This window comes from Actinomycetospora soli (genome assembly GCF_021026295.1).
In the GTDB taxonomy this organism is placed as follows: Bacteria; Actinomycetota; Actinomycetes; order Mycobacteriales; family Pseudonocardiaceae; genus Actinomycetospora; species Actinomycetospora soli.
In genome coordinates this window covers 206,764-228,767 of record NZ_JAJNDA010000009.1, presented here as the reverse complement: position 1 = coordinate 228,767, position 22,004 = coordinate 206,764, and the positions used below count along the sequence as shown (strand labels likewise).

Genomic DNA, 22,004 nt, shown 5'->3' with positions numbered 1-22,004 from the left:
GCGGGCCGGTCGGCTCAGCGGGTGGTCACGAGCCGCTCGTCGGGAACGCAGTGGGTCATCGTCAGCCCCTGGACGCTCCGGCGGCCGTTGCTGCCGAGGTTCGCCCGGCGCTGCTCGTCCTCGGACGACAGGGTCTGGCTCGCCAGCGGCTCGAGGTGGGACACGTCGGAGGCCTTGATGCCCAGACCGTCCCCGACCCGTTCCCCCAGCTCGTCCTCCACGAGGAAGAAGTGCCCGACCATGCGCTCCTGGACGTCCCGCTCGCACTGGCCGAGCAACGTCACGAAGTTGCCCACCAGGTCGTCGCGCTCCCAGTCGTCGAGCAGCAGGTAGCGCTGGCCGGCCTGCCGGTAGTCCTCGGTGAGCGGGATGCGCTTGCGGGTCAGCCGGCCGTGGATCTCCGGGCCCTGCTCGTCGTGGTGCGGGTACTGCGCCTCGCGCAGCCCGCCGTGGATCGAGGGCTCGTAGTTCACGTGCGGGTTCGTGCCCTCGCCGTGGTCGACGGTGTACTCCATCTGACCGTCACGCTGGTTCGTCGCGACCGGCGCCTGCGCCTGGTTGACCGGCAGCTGCAGGTAGTTCGGCCCCACCCGGTAGCGCTGGGTGTCGGAGTAGGAGAACGTGCGGCCGATCAGCATCTTGTCGTCGGAGAAGTCCAGCCCGTCGACGAGGACGCCGGTCCCGAACGCGATCTGCTCGTTCTCGGCGAACTGGTTCACGACGTTGCGGTCGAGCACCATCCGCCCCACCGGCTTGGCCGGGAACAGGTTCTCCGGCCACGTCTTCGTGTCGTCGAGCGGGTCGAAGTCCAGCTCCGGGTGCTCGCCGTCGGGCATCATCTGCACGCGCAGCTCCCACTCGGGGAACTCACCGTTCTCGATGGCCTCGTAGAGGTCGCGCGTGGCGTGCCCCAGCTCGGTCGCCTGGATGTTGGCCGCGTCCGCCTCGGTCATCGACCGGACGCCCTGCGACGGGATCCAGTGGTACTTGACCAGCACCGAGTCGCCCTGCTCGTCGAGCCACTTGTAGGTGTTCACGCCGAACCCCTGCATGTGGCGGTAGTCCGCCGGGATGCCGCGCGGGCTGAACAGGTTCATGAGCATGTGCATGCTCTCCGGCGTCTGCGACATGAAGTCGAAGATCCGGTTCGGCTCCTGCCGGAACGTGACGGGGTCCGGCTTGAGGGCGTGGATGACGTCGGGGAACTTGATGGCGTCCCGGATGAAGAACACCGCCAGGTTGTTGCCGACGAGGTCCCAGTTGCCGTCCTCGGTGTAGAACTTCACCGCGAACCCGCGGGGGTCGCGGGCGGTCTCCGCGGAGTCCCGGCCGCCGATGACGGTGGAGAAGCGCACGGCCACCTCGGTCCGCTTGCCCTGCTCGGCGAAGAGCTTCGCGCGCGTGTAGCGCTCGATCGGCTCGTCGCCCCAGGCGCCGTAGGCCTCGAAGTAGCCGTAGGAGAGCGCCCCGCGTGCGTGCACGACGCGTTCCGGGATGCGTTCCCGGTCGAAGTGGCTGATCTTCTCGAGGAACTGGTAGTTCTCCAGCGTCGCGGGCCCGCGGGCTCCCACGGTGCGCTGGTTCTGGTTGTCGTAGACCGGGTGGCCCTGTCGGTTGGTCAGCACCGCGCGCTCGTCGCCCGGCTCCGGTCCCTTGCTGGACACGTCGGTCATCTCGACGTCCTCCTCGACGCGGCCGGGTGGAAGGGCGGCCGCGAGCCTCGCGGCTACCCACCCGTCGTCAGGAACCGAACGCCTCAGCGAGGGCGACCCGCCTCGCGATCCCGCAGCGCAGCGACCAGCTCCTTCCGCGACCGGACGCCGAGCTTGCGGTAGATGCGGGTCAGATGGGCCTCGACGGTCTTGCGGGAGACGAACAACGCCGCGGCGGTCTCGACGTTGTTGCGTCCCTCGCTCACGAATCTCGCGACCTGGAACTCCTGCGGCGTCAGTCCTTCGGCGGCGTCGGCGGGTCGCGCCTCGTCCGGTGGCCGGAATCCCGTCGCGGCGAGCTCAGCGCGGGCTCGTTCGGACCAGGGCTCGGCCCCGAGTGCGGCGAACCGGGTCCGGGCCTCGAGCAGCAGCGGACGGGCGGAGAGGACCCGGCGCCACCGTCGGCGGGTCGCGGCGTGGGCGAGGAGGATGCGAGCACGCTCGAAAGGCCGGTCCGACGCGTCGAGGCCGCGGTACGCCTCGGCGAACGCCGACTCCGCCTCGTCCGGGTCGTCGGCGAGCTGCCCGCGGGCTGCACACGCCACGACCGCGCCCAGCCGGGAGTCCGAGCGCGCCTCGATCCAGGCCAGCGCGTCCAGGGCTCCTTCACGGTCGCCCACGTGCAGGTGCGCCTCGACGAGGTCGGCGCCGAAGGGCGCGACGACGGGATTGGCCATGCCGTGCTCCTCGCACAGGGCTCGTGCGGTGTCGAGGTGCGCGACTGCTGCCTCGGCGTCCCCGCGAGCCAGCGCATCCGCTCCGAGGGCGGCCGCGGCATACACCGTCATGCTGTCGAAGCCGTGCGGGCCCGCGACCGCCAGTGCCTCGTCGACCCGCCGTCGGCACGAGGCCGAATCACCGCGGACGGCGTCGATCCGCGCCATCACGAGCGCGGCGAGCGAGCGGCTGGCGACCTGGTCGAACTCCTCGGCCCAGGCCGTTCCCTCGCCGGCGTCCGCGTAGGCCTCCGCCCACTGTCCGGCCGCACTCTCGATCTCCGCGCGCACGAGCAGGGCGAAGGCGAGCAGGACCGGCGCGCCCACCTCACGGGCGGAGTCGACGACCTCGTCGACCAACTGCCGTGCCGCCCGCGGACGTTCGGCGAAGTGCAAGGCGAGGGCGTACGTGGCGCGCGCGTGACCGTCCTGCCGCGGGTCCACCGGTACGTCCCACGTCGCTTCGTCGAGCGCTCCACGCGCTCGGGTCAGACGCCCTGCCAGGGACTCGGCGTAGCCGAGCAGCGCGCACACGGCGAGCGGGACGTCGTGCCCGGCCGGGGCGGCGATCGCGCGGACCTCGTGGGCGATCGCCACCATCTGCTGGACGTCCCCGATCAGGGCGCACGGCAGAGCCGCCTCGGCCCGCAGGGCGACCGCCCGTGCCGGGTCGTGCTCCAACGAGGCGTCCGAGGCGCGGACGGCCCCGGCCACGGCGGCGCGAGGACGGCCCAACCACATCAGGCACCGGGCCCGCACCAGTTCCAGGTCCGCAGTCAGGTCCGGGGTGGGCGCGAGCCGAAGGCCCTCGTCACACCATGCCCGCGCCAGGTCGACACGCCCTCCGAGCTGGGCGTCGATCGCGGCGTGGAGCAGCCGACGGGTCCGGACGAGGGGGTCGGACGTCAGTCCGGCGGCTCGTTCCCAGGCGTGCGCCGCGTCCAGTGGAGCGGCGCGGTCACGAGCGCGCCGTGCGGCGTCGACCAGGCGGTCGGCGAGCGCGTCGTCCACACCGCTGGTCGCCCCCGCCTCGTACCACACGGCCAGGTGCTCGTCGGTGTGCGCGGCGAAACGCTCGAGCACCGCCGCCCGTCGTTCGAGCGGCGTCCGGGCGAGGACGGCCGTGCGCAGCAGGCCGTGACGCAGGACGACCTCGTCCTTCCCGACGACGACGAGGCGCCTGGCCTGGGCAGGGACGAGGTCGGTGACGTCGAGCCCGAGATCGGTCAGCACGGGCTCGATCGCCGCTCGACCGGTGTCCCGGCCGAGCGCGACGACCGCCAGCGCCTCGGCGGTCCGGGCCGGAACGGCGTCGAGGGCGGCATCCCAGGTCCGGTGCAACCCCACGGTCGACGAGCCGGCCGTGCCCCCGAGCTCGCGGGCCATCTCCACGACGGCGAGCGGGTTCCCCTGCGCTTGGTCCACCAGGTCCTCGACGGCGCCGTCGTGGGCGTCCGGGGCGGCGGCCCGCGCGAGACCACGGGCTTCCTCCCGGGGCAGGGGGCCGAGGTCGAGCGTGGGGAGGCCGGCCGTGTCCGGCTCGTCCGGCACCTCGTCACGCGAGGTCAGGAGCAGTGCGATGCGCTCGGGGGCGAGCCGGTGCGCCACGAACAGCAGCAAGCGTCGCGAGGCGGCGTCGGCCCACGGGAAATCGTCGACCAGGACGAGCAGGGGCGTCCGCTCGGCCGCCGCGGCGAGCGCCCCGAGCGCCGCTGTGCAGACCGTCAGAGGGGAACCCGCTGTGCCGGAGCGGAGGGAGAGGCTCACTTCGAGCGCCTCGCGCTGGACGGCCGGCAGCGCCCCGAATCTGGGCCGCAGCGGGAGGAGGAGGTCGGCCGCCACGGCGAACGGGAGGGCGCTCTCGCCCGGCGCCGCCCGTGCTCGCAGCACCCGTCGACCCGACAGGTCGGCCACCTGCCCGACGAGCGTCGTCTTCCCGCTGCCCGGCTCGCCTCGGACCACCCGGACGACGCCGTCCTCACGCTTCGAGCGCACCTCGTCGGCGAGGAGGGCGATCTCCCGCCGACGCGCCAGCGGGGCGCTCAGCGCCGTCGGCCGTCGTCGCACCCGATCCCCTCCGCATCGTCACGAACAGCCTGGCCGCGTGGCGCACGTGGGTGAATCCGCCTGTCGGGTACGGGCGATGAAAGGCCCAGGAAAGCGCTCCCGAATCCCCGAACACCTCCCCGATGCACCACCGAAAGTGCTCACGCCCGATGACCGAACCCTGACGGAATGAACGCCTCTGTGACGCGATGCATGCGCTCAGCCACCGTCAGCCAGCACGCGGGCGACCGCCGGCGCTGGGCTCGGCTATACCCCTGAGCGCTCCCCGATGCCCCCGCGCGTCGAGGACCGCGAGGGTCCCTCCGACATACGGATCACCGACACCACGGGGGCTTCGCGATGACGACTCAGACAACCGGCGGGAACGGGACGAGCGCGGCCACGAGCCCACCCGAGGTGGCTCTCCCCGCACCTCGGCTTCCGGACGAGTCCACGGCGCCGACGCCCACGAAAGCGTTCGCCCATCTCCGTCACGGCGGTCGGGTGCTCGCCGACCGCGTGATCGAGAACCTTCCCGACGCGTCGGGGCGTACTGATGTCGTCGCCGAGAGTGTGGTGGCGGGCGTCGGTCACGTCTTCGCGTCCGGCACCCCCTTCGGCTACCTCTTCCCGGACCTCGCTGACCGCTGGCCCGCCGACCATCTCCCTACCCGAGACCCGGGGGCGGTGGTCGCCGCGTTGAAGGCGCTCGGCTCGGCGATGGTCGAGGGGGACGACAGCCTGGCGGACGACGGCAGCGAAAGCGTCCCGACCGATCCGCGGCCCGGAGCAACGGACCTGGCGCTCGACTCGACGATCACTCCGATCTACACCTACTGGGGCCAGTTCATCGACCACGACATCACGGCGAACACCGACCGCGACGACGACCTGAGCATCGTCGACCGGCACCTCGTCCCGGCGTCACCGAAGTTCGTCGCCGACCACTTGCAGAACCTCCGCGAACCGAGCCTCAATCTCGACTCGCTCTACGGGGACGGCCCCGAGGGCAAAGGTGACGACGCGGTTCCGTTCGTGGGAGCGCGACTGCTCGAAGGGAAGCTGGCGGACGCAGGCGACGACCAGCAGTCCCCGACCATCCCGATCCCACCGATCTCGCCGGCCGGCGCCGACAGGTCCAGGGACCTGCCTCGGCACGAGTCGGGTGAGAACATCCGCAGAGCGCGCATCGGTGACGGACGCAACGATGAGAACCTCATCGTCGCGCAATTGCACACGGCTTTCCTGCTCGCGCACAACCGGGCCGTCAACCTGGTCGATCCGAATCTCCCGAATCCCGCTCCGGAGTCGGTGAAGAATAATGACGCCACATTCGTGGAGGCGCGGAGGTTGCTGCGCTGGACCTACCAGTGGCTGGTGCGCAACGACTTCCTCGTACGGCTGGTGCCGCAGGACGCCATCGACGCGGTCGAGGAGGCCCCGAGGTTCGTCCCGACCACGCGTGGCGTCTACATGCCGCTCGAGTTCTCTGTCGCGGCCTACCGCTTCGGCCACTCCATGGTTCGGTCGGCATATGACTGGAACCGCAACTTCGGCGACCCGAGCACGGGGTTCTTCACCCGAGCCACGTTCGATCAACTCTTCCAGTTCACCGGAGGCGGGGGCTTCATCAACGGCGCCGACACGCTGCCCGACAACTGGCCGGCGGAGTGGGACCGCCTCGTGGATGTCGAGCCCGGGTTCCCGCCGGCGACGAACGACGAGTCGCCCGCTCGTTTCGCACGGAAGATCGACACCCGAGTTGCCTTCCCGCTCGACGAGCTGCGCAACGAGGGCAACGACGTCAACACGGCGCGCCGCGTCCGAGAGATCCTCAAGCGTCTCGCCGTTCGCAACCTCTTGCGCGGTTACAAGCTGGCCATACCGACCGGACAGGCCGTCGCGCGTGAGTACGGCCTTACCCCGTTGTCGTCCGCCGAGTTGCTCACGGGAACGAACCGTGTCCTGAAGCACGCCTTGACCGACGGCGAGTTCCTGGAGGCCACGCCCTTGTGGTTCTACGTGCTCAAGGAGGCCGAGTTGAGCGGTGGCGATCAGCTCGGGCCCCTGGGGGGACGCATCGTCGCAGAGACGTTGATCGGCCAGCTGAAACACGACTCCGGGTCGTACCTGGCGCAGGAACCCGCCTGGGACCCCCGCGCGAAGGGTGTCGCCGGCGGGAGCAGGACGCTCGTCGACCTGGGCGCGAACCCGATCGGCAAGATCGCGGACCTGCTCCGCTTCGCCGGAGTGCTGTGACGATGAAGCGCGTCGTCGTGTGCTGCGACGGCACCTGGAACGTGGCGGACCCGACCGACGGGTCCCCCACGAACGTCGTGAAGTTCGCCCTCAACGTGGCGGAGCGGGACGGCGCGGGGGTCGAGCAGGTCGTGTCCTACGACCCGGGGGTCGGCACGGGCGTGGGCGACCGCGTTCGCGGCGGCGTGTTCGGCTTCGGTCTCTCCCGCAACGTACGGGAGGCATACCGCTTCCTGGCCGAGAACGTCGACGATGGCGACGAGATCCACCTCGTCGGCTTCAGCCGGGGTGCCTTCACGGTGCGCAGCGTCGCGGGGCTCATCGAGAACTGCGGCCTGCTCCGTCCGGCACACGCCCACCGGGTGGATGAGGCCTACCGGATCTACCGCGGCACCAAGCCCGATGACCCGTCGGGCCGGATTGCCGCCGATCTCTTCCGCCGGACCTACGGTCGACGCGTGGAGATCCGCTTCCTCGGCGTGTTCGACACGGTCGGCGCACTCGGGATCCCGTTCTCCGGCCCGAGGCTCGGCAAGGTGCTGAACGGGCGGTGGGCGTTCCACAACACCGATCTCGGCCCGTCCGTGCGCCACGCCTGCCACGCTCTGGCCATCGACGAGCGCCGCAAGGCCTACCAGCCGTCGCTGTGGACCCAGGGCGGAGCCGGTCAGGACGTCGAGCAGGTCTGGTTCCGTGGGGTGCACTCCGAGGTCGGGGGTGGCGCGTCGGATGCCGCTCTGTCCGACATCGCCCTGCTCTGGCTCGCCGAGCGGGCGCACTCGAACGGACTCGCCTTCGTCGACGACGCCTTCCAGGACCCGGGGCCTGCGACCAGGGAGGCCCGGCGCCGCGGCAAGACGGTGCACCCGGACGCAGGGAGCGAGCCGTCGACGCAGGGCTTCTGGTGGGGCCTGGCCGGGGGGCTGGCCGACCGGGAGTTCGGGCGCGAGGTGGGCGATCCGCCGCGCGTGGGTCGCAACGAGTCGGTGGCCTCGTCGGCGCGGGGCACGGCGCTGCCGCCGTCGTTCGCGGAGGCAGAACGAGAGGGTCGACTCACCGCAGTGGCACTGAGTTGGCCCGAGGCCGGTGCGGCGCGACCCCGACCGGTGGCGCAGGCCTGAGCCCCACGGTCCCGACGGCGGGTTCCTCACCCGTCGTCGGGAACGGGTCACTCCCCGGTGGAGCCGAACGCCTCGAGGATCCGGTCCGCCGCGAGGGCCGGGGTGAGCTCGCCGTCGAGGACCTCGCGCTCGAGCTCGGAGCGCAGCTCCTTGACCTGCGGGTGGTCCTTGAGCTTGCTCAGCAGCCGCTCGCGGACCATCTGCCAGGTCCAGTCCACCTGCTGGCGGGCGCGCTTGGCGTCGAACTCCCCGCGCTCGTCGAGGAACTCCTGGTGCCCGACGAGCGCCGACCAGACGTCGTCGAGCCCCGTCCGCTCCTGCGCGGAGCAGGTCAGCACCGGCACCGTCCACGGGTCCCGCTCGCCGCGGAGCATCTTCAGCGCCGACTCGAGCTCGCGCGCGGCGCGCTTCGCGTCGCGGGCGTGCGGCCCGTCGGCCTTGTTCACTGCGATGACGTCGGCGATCTCGAGGATGCCGCGCTTGATCCCCTGCAGCGAGTCGCCGGTGCGCGCGAGGGTGAGGAAGAGGAACGAGTCGACCATCTCGGCGACCGCGGTCTCGGACTGCCCGACCCCGACCGTCTCGACGATGACGACGTCGTAGCCCGCCGCCTCCATCACGACCATCGTCTCGCGGGTGGCCTTCGCGACCCCGCCGAGCGTGCCTGCCGTCGGGGACGGCCGGATGAAGGCGTGGTCGTCGGTGGCGAGCGCGTCCATCCGCGTCTTGTCGCCGAGGATCGAGCCGCCGGAGCGGGTGGAGCTGGGATCGACCGCGAGCACGGCGACCTTGCTGCCGGCGGCGGTCAGCTGGGAGCCCAGTGCCCCGATGAAGGTCGACTTCCCGACGCCGGGTACGCCCGAGATCCCGATCCGTCTCGCCCCGCCGGCCCGCGGCAGGAGCTCGACGAGGAGTTCCTGCGCAGCGTCGCGGTGGTCGGCGCGCGTCGACTCGACGAGCGTGATCGCCCGTCCGATCCACAGTCGCGAGCCCGACCGGACGCCCTCGACGTACTTCTCGAGATCGATGTCGGTCACGTCGCCAGTCCGGGGTCCGTCGTCGACATGGTCGGTCATCCTACGGCGGGCGCCGGTCGGGCGACGGTGATCGTCGGGGACGCCACCCGGGACCGGACGAGACTGTCGGACCCCCGCTCTACCGTCGGGCCCGAGAGATCGAGAGGGGGCCTCACATGGTGGAACGTGTGACGGTCGAGGGGCTCGACGCCGAGGGGTTGGCCGAGGTGCTGGGCCCGGTGGTGTCGGAGCGGGGGCGGCGGTACGCGCGGGATGGCGCGGTGCTGTACGCGGAGTGGCACCGGGGCACGCTGCAGCTGCGGGGCGTCGTGCGCGGTGGCGAGGGACAGATCTACTCGACGATCGTCCGCTTCGACGACGGCGGGCGCGGTGGCCCGCGGCTCGTCGACGGCGAGTGCTCGTGCCCGGTCGGGTCGATGTGCAAGCACGTCGCGGCGATGGCGTTCGCCGCCGTGCCGGAACCCCCGGCGCCGCCGACGCCGTCGTGGGAGGACACGCTCGAGGCGCTGCTCGGGCCGCCGCCGTCGCCGACCGTCGAGCCCGCGGTCGAGGTGCCGCTGGCGGTCGAGCTCACGCCCGACGGCGTGGGCGGGCTGACGGCCCGGCTGATGCGGCCCGGGGCGAAGGGCTGGGTGTACGGCGGGCTGCTGTGGAACCGCATGCTCCAGCCGACCGCGCCGGCGCAGCACGACGCCGACCAGCTCGCCGTGGTCCGGGAGCTCTACCTGCTCCACCAGGCCGCCCGGTCGCAGTCCGGGTTCTTCCCGTACCGGTACTACGGCTACGGCCTGGACGAGAAGACGATCGACCTCACCCTCGTCGCGAGCCCCCGGCTCTGGACGCTGCTCGACGCGGCGGCCGACGCCGGGCTGGCGGTGCTGCCCGCCCGGCACCGCCTCGGGCCGGTCGAGCACGGGGACCGGGCCACGCTGGAACTCGACGTCACGGCCGGTCCCGACGACGGGTCCCTCGCCATCCGTCCGACGCTCCGGTTCGCGGCACCCCCGGCGCAGGACCTGCGTCCCGTCGCGTTCCTCGGGGGCGACACGGCCCACGGGGTCGCCGTCGTCCCGCAGGAGAGCGTCGGGCCCGCCGCGTCGCGGCTGTCGCTGGTCCGGCTCGACCCGCCGGTCGGCCGCGCGGTGTGGCAGGCCGCCCTCGACGGCGCCGACGTGAGCGTCCCGGCCGGGGCGGTCGACCGGTTCCGGTCGCGGTTCGCCTCCCGGCTCGCGGAGGTCCGCGGCGTCACGTCGTCCGACGGCGCGTTCACCCCGCCCCGGATCGGCCCGCCCGTGCTGGTGCTGCAGGCGACCTTCGGTGCCGAGCACGCCCTGTCGCTGCGCTGGGAGTGGTCGTACGACGTCGGCGGCACGGACGTGCGGGCCACCCTCGACCGGCCGGCCCCGGGCGAGGAGTTCCGTGACGTGCCGGCCGAGCAGAGGACGCTGGACCGGCTGGCCGACCTCCCGGTCGACTGGGGGCGGTTCCGGGTCCGGCCGGTGGACGGGCCGAACCCGCACCGGCTGATCAAGCTCGGCACGGCCTCGTTCGTCACCGAGATCCTGCCCGTCCTCGAGGACACGCCGGGGATCCGGGTCGAGCGGACCGGCGAGCCCGCGCACTACCGCGAGGTCGGCGACGCCCTGACGATCGGTGTGTCCACCACGGCGACGCAGGACGGGCCGGACGCGGGGACCGACTGGTTCGACCTCGGGATCACGATCAGCGCGGAGGGCCGCGAGGTCCCGTTCAGCGACGTGTTCACGGCCCTCGCGAAGGGACGCTCGCACCTCCTCCTGCCCGACGGCGCGTACTTCTCGCGTGAGAAGCCCGAGCTGGTGGCGCTGCGCCGCCTCATCGAGGAGGCGCGCGCGATGCAGGAGCGCCCCGGCGGGCCGCTCCGGGTGAGCCGCTACCAGGCGGGCTGGTGGGAGGAGCTGGCCGGGCTCGGCGTCGTGGCGCGGGAGGCCGACGCGTGGCGGGAGCAGGTCGGCGGGCTCCTCGCCGCCGGCTCCCTCGACCCCGCGCCGGTCCCGACCACGCTGCGGGCGGAGCTGCGGCCCTACCAGCGCGCCGGCTTCGAGTGGCTGGCGTTCCTCGCGCGGCACCGCCTCGGCGGGGTGCTCGCCGACGACATGGGGCTCGGGAAGACCGTGCAGGCCCTCGCCCTGATCGCCCACGCCCGCGAGACCGAGCCCGACGCCGGGCCGGTGCTGATCGTCGCGCCCACCAGCGTCGTGCCGAACTGGACGGCGGAGGCCGCCCGCTTCACGCCCGCGCTGCGGGTGGTGGCGCTGACCGACACCCTGCGGCGGCGCGGCCAGGACCTGACGTCGATCGTGGCGGGCGCCGACGTCGTCGTCACCTCGTACACGCTCTTCCGGCTCGACGTCGAGGCGCACGAGGGCATCGGCTGGTCGGCGGTGCTCTTCGACGAGGCGCAGTTCCTCAAGAACCGGCGGTCCAAGGTGTACTCCTGCGCCCGGCGGGTGCCCGCGCCGGTGAAGCTCGCGATCACCGGCACGCCGATGGAGAACGACCTCATGGAGCTGTGGTCGCTGCTCTCGATCACCGCGCCGGGCCTCTTCCCGAACTCCGAGCAGTTCCGGGAGACGTTCGCGAAGCCGATCGAGAAGGGCGGGAACACGGGCACCGAGCTGCTCGCACGCCTGCGCCGGCGGATCCGGCCGCTGATGCTGCGGCGGACCAAGGAACAGGTCGCGCCGGACCTGCCGCCGAAGCAGGAACAGGTGCTCCCGGTGGAGCTCGCCCCGGCCCACCAGCGGCTCTACCAGCGGGTGCTGCAGCGCGAGCGGGCCCGCATCCTGCAGCTGCTCGACGACGTCGACGACAACCGGATCGCCATCCTCGCCTCGATCACGAAGCTGCGGCAGCTGAGCCTGCACCCCGCCCTGATCGGGGAGGACGAGCCCGGCGGCTCGGCCAAGATCGACCTCCTCGTCGACCAGCTCGGCGACGTCATCGGCGGCGGCCACCGCGCCCTCGTGTTCAGTCAGTTCACCGGCTTCCTCGCCCACGTGCGGGAGGCGCTCGAGGCGGCCGGCATCGCCTACGCCTACCTCGACGGCACCACGCGTGACCGCGCCGCGGCGATCGCGGGGTTCAAGGACGGCGACGCGCCCGTGTTCCTGATCAGCCTCAAGGCGGGCGGGTTCGGGCTCAACCTCACCGAGGCCGACTACTGCTTCCTGCTCGACCCGTGGTGGAACCCCGCCACCGAGGCGCAGGCGGTCGACCGGACGCACCGCATCGGCCAGGACCGGACGGTCATGGTCTACCGGCTGATCGCGCAGGACACGGTCGAGGAGAAGGTGCGGGCGCTCGCGCAGCGGAAGGCTGAACTCACCGCCGGGGTCATGGACGACGGTGCGGCCTTCGCGGCCACGCTCGACGCCGACGACATCCGTGCGCTGATCTCGTGACCCTCGGCGAGGTGCTCGCCCGGGTCCTCGCTGACAAGCGTCGGCACGGCGAGATCGTGCGGGCACCGGCCGGGCGGGCGGGTGTCGCCGCGGTGCGTGCAGCGCTCTCCGAGGAGTTCGGCGCCGACCTGCCCGCCGCGTACACGGAGTTCCTGCAGCACTGCGACGGGCTCGATCACGACGGGCTGGTGCTCTACGGCAGTGCGTCCGGCCCGGGGCTGGTGGAGATGAACCGCGTCTGGCGGGAGGCCCCGGGGCGCGCCGACGTCCTCGTGCTCGGCGACACCGACATGGACCTGCTCGTCGTGACGCTCGACGGCACCGGGCCACGCCTGCTCGACAAGGTGGGCGGTGACGTGGCCGGGACGTTCCCCGACGTCACCGCCGCCCTGGTCGAACTGCTCACCGCTCGCCTCTGAGCCCGCCGCGAGTGGTCACTGACGCAGGTCCGGGCGCCCCGGAACCTGCGCCATGCACCATTCGCGCCGAGCGCGCGGGCGGCCGAGTACCCCGCCGCTCGCGAGTGGTCACCCACGCAGGTCCAGGCGCCCCGAAACCTGCGCCGTGTGCCACTCGCGCCGCAGCCGAGCACCCCGCTCGCGAGTGGTCACCCACGCAGGTCCGGGCGCCCCAAGACCTGCGTCACGTGCCACTCGCGCCGAGCGCGCGCCGGCAGCCGAGCACCCCAGCTCCGTGAGGGGAGGATTCGAGCGCTCTTGTGGCGTGAAAGCTCCCCTCGCGCGGCGGGGATCAGGACGCCGAGTGCCCCAGCTTCTCCCGCAGCGACCCCAGCAGCTCCGTCGCCGCGTCGGCGATCACGGTGCCCGGACCGAAGATCGCCGTCGCGCCGCCCGCGTAGAGCTCGTCGTAGTCGCCGGGCGGGATCACGCCACCGGCCACGATGAGGATCTCCGAGGCGCCCAGCTCGGCCAGCGCGTCACGCAGCGCCGGCACGAGCGTGAGGTGCCCGGCCGCGAGCGACGACACCCCGACGACGTGCACGTCGGCCTCGACGGCCTGGCGCGCGACCTCCTCGGGTGTCTGGAACAGCGGGCCCACGTCGACGTCGAAGCCGAGGTCGGCGAACGCGGTGGCGATCACCTTCTGGCCGCGGTCGTGGCCGTCCTGACCCATCTTCGCGACGAGGATGCGGGGACGACGTCCCTCGGCCTCCTCGAACGCGGCGGCCGCCGACCGCGCCTGCTCCACCGCGGAGTTCTCGCCCACCTCGTCACGGTAGACCCCGGAGATCGTCCGGACGTCCGAGCGGTGCCGGCCGTAGACCTTCTCCAGCGCGTCGGAGATCTCGCCGACCGAGGCGTGCACCCGGGCGGCGTCGATCGCGAGCTTGAGCAGGTTGCCGTCGAGGTCGGAGCCGCGCTTCCCCTCGGCCGCCTCGGACGCGGCGTTCGTCAGGGCGTGGAGCGCCGACTCGACGGCGTCACCGTCCCGGCCGTCCCGCAGCTCCTCGAGCCGCGCGACCTGCTGGCGCAGCACGTCGGCGTTGTCGACCTTGAGCACCTCGACGTCCTCGCCGCCGAGCAGCGGGTACTTGTTGACCCCGATGAGCGCCTGGCGCCCGGAGTCGATCCGCGCCTGCGTGCGGGCCGCGGCCTCCTCGATGCGCATCTTCGGGAGGCCCTCGTCGATGGCCTTCGCCATGCCGCCGGTGTTCTCGACCTCCTCGATGTGCGCCCAGGCCCGGCCCGCGAGCTCCCGGGTCAGGCGCTCGACGTACGCCGAGCCGCCCCAGGGGTCCACGGTCCGGGTCGTGCCCGACTCCTGCTGCAGCAGCAGCTGGGTGTTGCGGGCGATGCGGGCGGAGAAGTCGGTGGGCAGCGCGAGCGCCTCGTCGAGGGCGTTCGTGTGCAGCGACTGGGTGTGGCCCTGGGTCGCGGCCATCGCCTCGATGCAGGTGCGGACGACGTTGTTGTAGACGTCCTGCGCGGTCAACGACCAGCCCGAGGTCTGCGAGTGGGTCCGCAGCGACAGCGACTTGTCGTTCTTCGCCCCGAACCCCTTCACGAGCTTCGCCCAGAGCAGGCGCGCGGCCCGCATCTTGGCGATCTCCATGAAGTAGTTCATGCCGATGCCCCAGAAGAACGACAACCGAGGCGCGAACTTGTCGACGTCGAGCCCGGCGTCCCGCCCGGCCCGCAGGTACTCCACGCCGTCGGCGAGGGTGTACGCGAGCTCCAGGTCGGCCGAGGCCCCGGCCTCCTGGATGTGGTAGCCGGAGATGGAGATCGAGTTGAACTTCGGCATCTTCTGCGAGGTGAACGCGAAGATGTCGGAGATGATCTGCATCGACGGCTTCGGCGGGTAGATGTAGGTGTTGCGGACCATGAACTCCTTGAGGATGTCGTTCTGGATGGTCCCGGCGAGCTGCTCGGGCGCGACGCCCTGCTCCTCGGCCGCGGCCACGTAGAGCGCCATCACGGGGAGCACGGCCCCGTTCATGGTCATCGACACCGACATCCGGTCCAGCGGGATGCCGTCGAAGAGCTGCCGCATGTCGAGGATCGAGTCGATCGACACGCCGGCCATCCCGACGTCGCCCGACACGCGCGGGTTGTCGGAGTCGTACCCGCGGTGCGTCGGCAGGTCGAACGCGACCGACAGGCCCTTCTGCCCGGCGGCGAGGTTGCGCCGGTAGAACGCGTTCGACTCCTTGGCGGTGGAGAACCCGGCGTACTGGCGCACCGTCCACGGCTGGGTGCGGTACATCGTCGGGTAGGGCCCGCGCAGGAACGGCGGGAGCCCGGGCAGCGTCCCCAGGAAGTCGAGGCCCTCGGTGTCGGCCGCCGTGTAGAGCGGCTTGACGCCGATGCCCTCGGGGGTCTCCCAGAGCAGGTCGTCGGCGTCCTTGCCGGTCGCCTCCTCCAGCGCCGCCGTCCAGTCGCCGTCCCCGGCGGGCGTGCCGAGCTCGACGTCGGCGAACGATCCGATGCTCATGGTTCAGGCCCCCAGCTCGTCGAGCAGGTCGGTGAGCAGCGCCGCGGCGTCGCACCCGGTGTACAGATGCCCGGTCAGGGCGTCGTCGTCCAGCGACCTCGGCGATCCGGCCAGCACGATCCGGGTCGCCCCGGCCTCGGCCAGCGCCCGCGCGAGCGGCGCCGCGTGCTCGGCGTAGACCTTGTCCGAGGAGGCGATCACGGCCGCGGTCGTCCCGGCCGACCGGAACGCGGACACGATCTCGTCGACGTCGGTCCCGCCCGGCCCCTCGGTCACGTCGATGCCGCCGGCGTGCAGCAGGTTCGTCGCGAAGGAGACGCGCGCGGTGTACTGCGCGAGCGACCCGAGGGTCGCGAGGAACGCGGTGGGGCGCGACGACGCGGCGTCGGCCCGGTCACGCAGGTCCTCGAAGACCTGCGCGTAGCGCCGCCGCGGCAGGCCGCCCTCGGCGTCCCCCGTTCCCGACGGCGGGGCGGTGCGGGTCGGCAGGGTCTCGTGCAGGTTCGGGAACTCGCTGACGCCGGTGATCGGGTCCGTGCGGTGCGCGATCCGGTCGGCGCGCGCGGTCCAGGTCTCCTCGAGCGCCGCCGCCAGCGACCCGTCGTCGAGAACGCCCTCGATCCCGCCGTCGCGCTCGATGCCGGTGAAGACGTCCCACGCGGCGTGGGCGAGGGCGTCGGTGAGCGACTCGACGTACCAGGAGCCGCCGGCCGGGTCGATGACGTGCGCGAGGTGGGACTCCTCGAGCAGCAGCGCCTGGGTGTTGCGGGCGACGCGGCGGGAGAAGTCGTCGGGCAGGCCGAGGACGGAGTCGAACGGCAGCACCGTCACCGCGTCGGCGCCGCCGAGGCCGGCCCCGACGGCGGCGACCGTGGTGCGCAGGATGTTCACCCAGGGGTCGCGGCCGGTGAGCATCGCCGGGGAGGTGACGGCGTGGGTGCGCATCGCGCGGGCGGCCGCGGAGGCGCCCGCGACCGAGCCGATCCGGTCCCAGCAGCGGCGGGCCGCCCGCAGCTTCGCGAGCGTGGCGAACTGGTCGGCGGTCGCGGCGAGGCGGAACTCGACGCGGGCGAAGGCGTCGTCGACCGACAGCCCGGCGTCGTTCAGCAGACGGACGGCGTGGATGCCGGTGGCCAGGGCGGCGCCGAGCTCCTGCCCGTCGGAGCCCCCCGCCTCGTGGAAGGGCAGGCCGTCGGCGACGACCGTGGCGAGGCTCGGGTGCTTCTCCGCGGCGGTCCGGGCGTGCTCGACCATCGCCGACCGGTACGCGTCGGTCAGCGGCTCCCCGCCCCGCGTCCGGGCCAGGAGCGGGTCGTAGCCGAGCGACCCGCCGAGGGCGCTGGTCACGCCGTTCCCGTCGGCGAGCGCCAGCAGCGCGGCGGCGGCGTCCGGGGTGTCCCGACCGGCCTCGAGCGCGATCGGGGCGAGGTCGAGGAACACGCCGTCGAGCAGGCGGGGCAGCGCGTCGACGGCCGGGCCGCCGGCCTCGCCGAGCACCAGCCACAGCGAGGAGACGCCGTTCTCCAGCTCGGCCATCACGACGTCGTGCGCCGACTCCAGGTCGGTGAGCGCGTGGCGCTGCCGCCGGTACCAGCCGTCGGCGACGTGCCCCTCCGGCCGGGACGCCCGCGTGAACGGCGGGAGTCCCGGCACCCCGGCGGGCACGTCGGGGGCGTCGTCGGCGGTGTAGAGCGCGGCGATGCCGAACCCGTCGTCGGTGGCGGTGGCGAGCGCCGCCTCGGCGTCGGCCGGGTCGACCTCGCGCCCGGACTTCGCGAGCACGCCCGCGACGAGCTCGCGCCACGCGTCGCGCGCCGGCGTCGGGAACTCGCCGGCGAGCACGAGCTCCTCGGGCGCCTCGGGTGCTGTCATGGGCGGGATCGTAGAACGGTCAGCGCGGACCGGTCGGACACCGATGGCTCATCCCACGACGGCATGCGTCACGGAATCGGTGCAGACCAGGCCCCCGGACGTCAGCGTTGGCACACGGCTGACACCTGACGTCAGCGGTGGGCCACCGCTGACGCGAGCTCGTCCAGCAGCGACACCGTCGTGTCCCACCCGACGCAGGCGTCGGTGACGCTGCGCCCGCGCACCATGTCCGGCCCGATCGCCTGGCGACCCTCGACGAGGAAGCTCTCGACCATCACGCCGGCCACCGGCCCGCCCGCGGCGCGCTGCCGCGCGAGGTCGGCGACGACGGCGGGCTGGCGACGGTGGTCCTTGCCCGAGTTGCCGTGGCTGGCGTCGACGACGACCCGGCCGCCGTGCCCCGCCGTCCGCAGCGCCGCGCAGGCCGCGGCCACCGAGGCCTCGTCGTAGTTGGTGCCGGACGAGCCGCCGCGCAGGATCAGGTGCGCGTCGGCGTTCCCCGTGGTGGTGATGAGCCCCGCCAGGCCCTCGGGCGTGACGCCCATGAACGCGTGCGGCGCCGCGGCCGCCCCGATCGCGTCGACCGCGACCCCGACGTCGCCGTCGGTCCCGTTCTTGATCCCGATCGGCATCGACAGCCCGCTCGCGAGCTGGCGGTGGACCTGGCTCGCCGCGGTGCGCGCGCCGATCGAGCCCCAGGAGACGAGGTCGGCGAGGTACTGCGGGGTGATCGGGTCGAGGAACTCGCAGCCGAGGGGCAGCCCGAGCTCGGCCAGGTCGAGCATGAGCGACCGGGCGGTCCGCAGCCCGCGGGCGACGTCGAACGAGCCGTCCAGGCCCGGGTCGTTGATCAGACCCTTCCAGCCGACCGTGGAGCGCGGCTTCTCGAAGTAGGTCCGCATGACGACGTGCAGGCGATCGGCGTGCCGCTCGGCCTCGGCGGCCAGGCGGGCGCCGTACTCCCGCGCGGCGTCGACGTCGTGGATCGAGCACGGGCCGACGACCACGAGCAGGCGGTCGTCCTCGCCGCGCAGGATCGCCTCGGCGCCGGCGCGGCCACGACGGACGGCGTCCGCGACCCGGTCGGAGGCGGGCAGTTCGTGCCGCAGCAGGGCGGGTGAGGGCAGGGGCGTGACGGCGACGGTCCGGGCACCGTCGAGCGGTCCGGCGTCGATCAGGGCGGTCATCGGGGGCTCCAGGGAGAAGGAACCGGACCCGACCCGCCGACGTGCACCGCGAGCCGGGAACGGCTCGCGGGATGGGGTCTAGCGCAGCGGTCTACCCGCCGACCCCTCCCGGGCCGGGCACGTAAACCGGTACCAGCGCTGCACGGCGATCACCCTACACGCGTGACCCGGAACGGACGATCGCCCTCCGTGCCGGCCGCCCCGTCGAGGATCTCCTGGATGGCCCGGTGGGTCGGCGGGTCCGCGTCGCGCAGCGGGCCGTCGACCCAGACGAGCTCGACCGGGCCCGCGGGCAGCCACGACAGGTCGCGGACGCTCTCCTCGAGCGCGTCGAGGTTCGCGGCGACGTACCCGGGGAACTGCAGGGCCCGGCCGATCGCCGTGAGGGTGGACTGCTTGTCGGCGACCTCGGCCACCACGCCGACGGTCCGCGCCCGTTCCCGGGCGCGGGTCGCGGCCGCGTGCAGATCGGTCATCGGCTCACGTCCACGACGACGAAGCTCTCGTAGTGATCACCCGTGTAGTAGTACTCGGCCGACGAGCCGGTGACGATCCGTCGGGCGCCACGGTCCGACGAGCCCGGCGTGATCACCGTGTACTCGTGGTAGTAGCCGCTCGACCGGGCCGGGAGCACGCCCTCGCGGTTGCCGAACACGGTCCCGTCCTGGCTGTACGGGTACGGCCCGCCCCGCTGGATCAGCCGGACCGTGTCGGTCGCCTGGGACGGCAGGCTCGAGAGCGCCCGCACGGGCAGGCCGGAGTCGGACCCGGGAACGGCCGATGCGACGGATGTCACGGTCCCGACGGCGGGCGCAGCGGGAGCGGCGCACGCGGCCGCCGGCACGAGTCCGATCAGGGCAGCGAGGAGCATGCTGATGAACAGTGAGCGAGTGAGCACCGACGGATCGTGACCGCACCACTCGTTCGGGAGCCAGCCACGGCTGCGTAACGTCATCCACCGGTCACGTCGCGTTTGCCCCGGGTCCGGATCGGGAAGCGGCGGACACCTGGCAGCCGTCCGGTTGCTCCGGATGCGACCCGCGACGGTCACCCGCCGCCCGTAGCGTGAGGAACCGATGACGACGACCCATGTCCATCCACGCCCGCTCGCCCCGCACGTGATGACCTATCTCGTCGTCATCGTGCCGTTCCTCGCCCTGCTCGCGGCCGTGCCGCTGGCCTGGGGCTGGGGCCTCTCGTGGCTGGACGTCGGCCTCACCGTGGTGCTCTACGTGATCTCCATGCTCGGCGTCACCGTCGGCTTCCACCGCTACTTCACCCACGGCGCCTTCCGGTGCGGGCGGGCGTTGCGGATCGCCCTGGCCGTCGCCGGCTCCCTCGCGGTGCAGGGACCGGTGCTGCACTGGGTGGCCGACCACCGTCGCCACCACGCCTTCGCCGACAAGGAGGGCGACCCGCACTCCCCGTGGCGCTACGGCACCTCCCCGGCCGCGTTGGCCAAGGGGTTCTGGCACGCCCACATGGGCTGGATCCTCGAGCGCTCGCTCACCGACCAGCAGCGCTACTGCCCGGACCTGCTCGCCGACCCGGACGTGGTGCGGGTCAGCCGGGCCTTCGGCTGGATCACCGCGGCCTCGTTCGTCGTCCCGGCCGCGATCGGCGGGCTCGCGACGTGGTCGGTCTGGGGTGCGTTCACCGCGTTCTTCTGGGCCGGTCTGGTGCGGGTGTGCCTGTCCCACCACGTGGCCTGGTCGACCAACTCGATCTGCCACATGGTCGGCGAGCGGCCGTGGAAGGCGCGCGACCGCTCGACCAACGTGTGGCCGCTCGCGCTGCTGTCGATGGGCGAGTCCTGGCACAACCTCCACCACGCCGACCCGACCTCCGCCCGCCACGGCGTGGGCCGGTTCGAGATCGACCTGTCGGCGGAGACCATCCGCGTGTTCGAGAAGCTCGGCTGGGCCTGGAACGTCCGCTGGCCGCGCGAGGAGCGTCTCGCGAAGCTGCGCGCGACCGGCTAGGACGTCGGGGGTCCCGATCCGGACCGGGGGCCGCACGGTCCGCCGCACGGCTTGACCGACGCCGCACGCGCGCTCTAGGCATGTCGCATTCGCCCGATTCGCCGCCGGGAGTGCGCCATGACCGAGACGACCCGTCCGCCCGTCGGCACCGCGACGCGCTCCCCCGCCCTCGTCATCGGGCTGTGCTGGCTCGCGATCGTCGTCGACGGCTACGACCTGATCGTCTACGGCAGCGTCCTCCCGGCCCTCGTCTCCGGCGAGTGGGCGCTCTCGGCCGCCGCCGCGGGCCGCATCGGCTCCGCCGCCCTCGTCGGCATGCTGGCCGGCGCCCTGCTCGCGGGCGTCGTCACCGACCGGGTCGGACGGCGGCGCCTGATGATCGGCTGCATCGCGTGGTTCTCGGTCGCCATGGCGCTGTGCGCCCTCGCGCCGGGCCCGGAGGTCTTCGGGGTGCTGCGCCTCGTCGCGGGCATCGGGCTGGGCGGCGTCGTCCCCACCGCGATCGCCCTCACCGTCGAGTACGCGCCCGCCGGGCGGCGCAACGCCGCCAACGCGCTGATGTTCTCCGGCTACTCGGTCGGCGGGGTGCTGGCCGCCCTCGGCGGGATCACCATGCTCGAGGCCCTCGGGTGGCGGTCGCTGTTCTGGGCCGGGGCCGCGGTGGGCCTCGTGCTGCTGGTGGTGGTCGTCGCCGCGCTGCCGGAGTCCCCGGCGTACCTGCTCGCGCAGGGCCGCGCCGAGGAGGCCGTCGCCCTCGCCCGGCGCTACGGCGCCCCGGAGCCGGTCGCCGCGGGACCGGCCCGACGGACCCCGCTGCGCGAACTGCTCGCGACGCCGCGCACCACGCTGCTGTTCTGGCTCGTCACCGGGATCGGGCTGCTGCTGGTCTACGGCCTGAACACCTGGCTCGCGCAGATCATGCGGCAGGCCGGCTACGCGCTCGGCGGGGCGCTGGCGTTCCTGCTCGCCCTCAACCTCGGCGCCATCGTCGGCACACCCCTGCTCGGCGCCCTCGCCGACCGCGTCGGGGCGCGCCGCGTCGTCGTCGGGATGTTCCTGACGGCGGCCGCGGCGATCCTGGTGCTGACGACGCCCCTGCCGACGCCGCTACTGCTGGCCGTCATCGCGGTCGCCGGCGCGTGCACGATCGGCACGACGATCCTCGTCAACTCCTTCACCGCGACGTCGTACCCGGAGCACCTGCGGGCGGCGGCCCTGGGCTGGGCGCTCGGGATCGGCCGCCTCGGTGCGATCGCCGGGCCCCTCTACGGCGGGCTCGTGGTCGCCTCCGGCCTGGGCTTCGCGATGAACTTCGTGGCCTTCGCGGTCCCCGCCGCCCTGGCGGCGCTGCTGGTCCTGCTGCTCCCGCGACCGACGGCCGGGTGAGCCCGGGTCAGCCCGGCGCGTCCCGCAGCGTCAGCACCACCCGCATCACGCGCTCGACGGCGGCGGCGAACAGCGACCCGCGGAGCTCGCCGCGGTCGGCGAGGTTCTGCTGCGCCATGTCGAGCGTGCGGTCCGGGCCGAGCCGGCGGACCAGCAACGACGCGATCTCCTCGAGATCGAGACCGGGGTGGTCCAGGCGCGTCAGCGCGAAGGCGACGATCAGCTCCTCGTCGGTCACGGCCGCACCTCCCCGCCCCGGAGGGTAGTCGGCGTTTGCCGGGAGCGGGT

At 73.0% G+C, this 22,004-nt stretch carries 15 protein-coding genes; 6 read left to right on the top strand and 9 right to left on the bottom strand.

Annotated features, from left to right (window positions below):
- Window positions 1–14: 14 nt before the first annotated feature.
- A complete protein-coding gene (locus LN037_RS16910; protein WP_305058743.1) occupies window positions 15–1,673 on the bottom strand; it encodes a catalase in 1,659 nt (552 codons plus the stop codon).
- A gap of 83 nt (window positions 1,674–1,756) precedes the next feature.
- Window positions 1,757–4,495, bottom strand: a complete 2,739-nt coding sequence (locus LN037_RS16905; protein ID WP_230754669.1) for a helix-turn-helix transcriptional regulator — start codon at window positions 4,493–4,495, stop codon at window positions 1,757–1,759.
- Window positions 4,496–4,978: 483 nt separating this feature from the next.
- Here LN037_RS16905 and LN037_RS16900 point away from each other — a divergent pair, with 483 nt between their 5' ends.
- Together LN037_RS16900 and LN037_RS16895 are read left to right on the top strand one after the other, a co-directional pair.
- Window positions 4,979–6,733, top strand: a complete 1,755-nt coding sequence (locus LN037_RS16900; RefSeq protein WP_230754667.1) for a peroxidase family protein — start codon at window positions 4,979–4,981, stop codon at window positions 6,731–6,733.
- A 2-nt stretch (window positions 6,734–6,735) separates the two neighbouring features.
- Window positions 6,736–7,854: a T6SS phospholipase effector Tle1-like catalytic domain-containing protein gene (locus LN037_RS16895; RefSeq protein WP_230754665.1), complete on the top strand. Its 1,119-nt coding sequence runs from the start codon at window positions 6,736–6,738 to the stop codon at window positions 7,852–7,854.
- A 47-nt stretch (window positions 7,855–7,901) separates the two neighbouring features.
- Here LN037_RS16895 and meaB read toward each other — a convergent pair whose 3' ends face one another.
- Window positions 7,902–8,930: a methylmalonyl Co-A mutase-associated GTPase MeaB gene (gene meaB / locus LN037_RS16890; protein ID WP_230754663.1), complete on the bottom strand. Its 1,029-nt coding sequence runs from the start codon at window positions 8,928–8,930 to the stop codon at window positions 7,902–7,904.
- 128 nt (window positions 8,931–9,058) lie between these two features.
- Between meaB and LN037_RS16885 the strand changes: the two genes are divergently transcribed.
- Both LN037_RS16885 and LN037_RS16880 read left to right on the top strand, forming a co-directional pair.
- A complete protein-coding gene (locus tag LN037_RS16885) occupies window positions 9,059–12,334 on the top strand; it encodes a DEAD/DEAH box helicase (RefSeq protein ID WP_230754661.1) in 3,276 nt (1,091 codons plus the stop codon).
- Window positions 12,331–12,753 (top strand): YrhA family protein, encoded by a 423-nt coding sequence (locus LN037_RS16880; RefSeq protein ID WP_230754659.1) that lies wholly within the window; start codon window positions 12,331–12,333, stop codon window positions 12,751–12,753. The genes LN037_RS16885 and LN037_RS16880 overlap by 4 nt, the downstream gene beginning before the upstream one ends.
- 331 nt (window positions 12,754–13,084) lie before the next feature.
- Here the strand turns inward: LN037_RS16880 and scpA are convergent, their stop codons facing one another.
- The 5 genes from scpA to LN037_RS16855 form a co-directional block, all read right to left on the bottom strand.
- Entirely contained in the window at window positions 13,085–15,289 is a 2,205-nt protein-coding gene (gene scpA, locus LN037_RS16875) for a methylmalonyl-CoA mutase (RefSeq protein ID WP_230754657.1), read from the bottom strand.
- Between the two features lie 3 nt (window positions 15,290–15,292).
- Complete coding sequence (locus LN037_RS16870; protein ID WP_230754655.1) at window positions 15,293–17,161, bottom strand: methylmalonyl-CoA mutase family protein; 1,869 nt, start codon at window positions 17,159–17,161, stop codon at window positions 15,293–15,295.
- A gap of 131 nt (window positions 17,162–17,292) precedes the next feature.
- Window positions 17,293–18,348, bottom strand: a complete 1,056-nt coding sequence (locus LN037_RS16865) for a 3-deoxy-7-phosphoheptulonate synthase (protein ID WP_230754653.1) — start codon at window positions 18,346–18,348, stop codon at window positions 17,293–17,295.
- Between the two features lie 149 nt (window positions 18,349–18,497).
- The gene (locus LN037_RS16860) at window positions 18,498–18,824 is read right to left on the bottom strand and encodes a barstar family protein (protein WP_230754651.1); all 327 of its coding nucleotides are present in this window, start codon (window positions 18,822–18,824) and stop codon (window positions 18,498–18,500) included.
- Window positions 18,821–19,219, bottom strand: a complete 399-nt coding sequence (locus LN037_RS16855) for a guanyl-specific ribonuclease (protein WP_230754649.1) — start codon at window positions 19,217–19,219, stop codon at window positions 18,821–18,823. Before LN037_RS16855 ends, LN037_RS16860 begins: the two co-directional genes overlap by 4 nt.
- 205 nt (window positions 19,220–19,424) lie before the next feature.
- Between LN037_RS16855 and LN037_RS16850 the strand changes: the two genes are divergently transcribed.
- Both LN037_RS16850 and LN037_RS16845 read left to right on the top strand, forming a co-directional pair.
- The gene (locus LN037_RS16850) at window positions 19,425–20,330 is read left to right on the top strand and encodes an acyl-CoA desaturase (protein ID WP_230754648.1); all 906 of its coding nucleotides are present in this window, start codon (window positions 19,425–19,427) and stop codon (window positions 20,328–20,330) included.
- A 117-nt stretch (window positions 20,331–20,447) separates the two neighbouring features.
- Complete coding sequence (locus LN037_RS16845; RefSeq protein WP_230754646.1) at window positions 20,448–21,716, top strand: MFS transporter; 1,269 nt, start codon at window positions 20,448–20,450, stop codon at window positions 21,714–21,716.
- Window positions 21,717–21,723: 7 nt separating this feature from the next.
- Here LN037_RS16845 and LN037_RS16840 read toward each other — a convergent pair whose 3' ends face one another.
- Window positions 21,724–21,954 (bottom strand): hypothetical protein, encoded by a 231-nt coding sequence (locus LN037_RS16840; RefSeq protein WP_230754644.1) that lies wholly within the window; start codon window positions 21,952–21,954, stop codon window positions 21,724–21,726.
- Between the last annotated feature and the right edge of the window lie 50 nt (window positions 21,955–22,004).

What these genes read in the sequence shown, in the direction of transcription:
- LN037_RS16910 (WP_305058743.1), bottom strand. Translation starts at nt 1,673, where the DNA reads ATGACCGACGTGTCCAGCAAGGGACCGGAGCCGGGCGACGAGCGCGCG.
- LN037_RS16895 (WP_230754665.1), top strand. Translation starts at nt 6,736, where the DNA reads ATGAAGCGCGTCGTCGTGTGCTGCGACGGCACCTGGAACGTGGCGGAC.
- meaB (WP_230754663.1), bottom strand. Translation starts at nt 8,930, where the DNA reads ATGACCGACCATGTCGACGACGGACCCCGGACTGGCGACGTGACCGAC.
- scpA (WP_230754657.1), bottom strand. Translation starts at nt 15,289, where the DNA reads ATGAGCATCGGATCGTTCGCCGACGTCGAGCTCGGCACGCCCGCCGGG.
- LN037_RS16870 (WP_230754655.1), bottom strand. Translation starts at nt 17,161, where the DNA reads ATGACAGCACCCGAGGCGCCCGAGGAGCTCGTGCTCGCCGGCGAGTTC.
- LN037_RS16865 (WP_230754653.1), bottom strand. Translation starts at nt 18,348, where the DNA reads ATGACCGCCCTGATCGACGCCGGACCGCTCGACGGTGCCCGGACCGTC.
- LN037_RS16860 (WP_230754651.1), bottom strand. Translation starts at nt 18,824, where the DNA reads ATGACCGATCTGCACGCGGCCGCGACCCGCGCCCGGGAACGGGCGCGG.
- LN037_RS16855 (WP_230754649.1), bottom strand. Translation starts at nt 19,219, where the DNA reads ATGCTCCTCGCTGCCCTGATCGGACTCGTGCCGGCGGCCGCGTGCGCC.
- LN037_RS16850 (WP_230754648.1), top strand. Translation starts at nt 19,425, where the DNA reads ATGACGACGACCCATGTCCATCCACGCCCGCTCGCCCCGCACGTGATG.
- LN037_RS16845 (WP_230754646.1), top strand. Translation starts at nt 20,448, where the DNA reads ATGACCGAGACGACCCGTCCGCCCGTCGGCACCGCGACGCGCTCCCCC.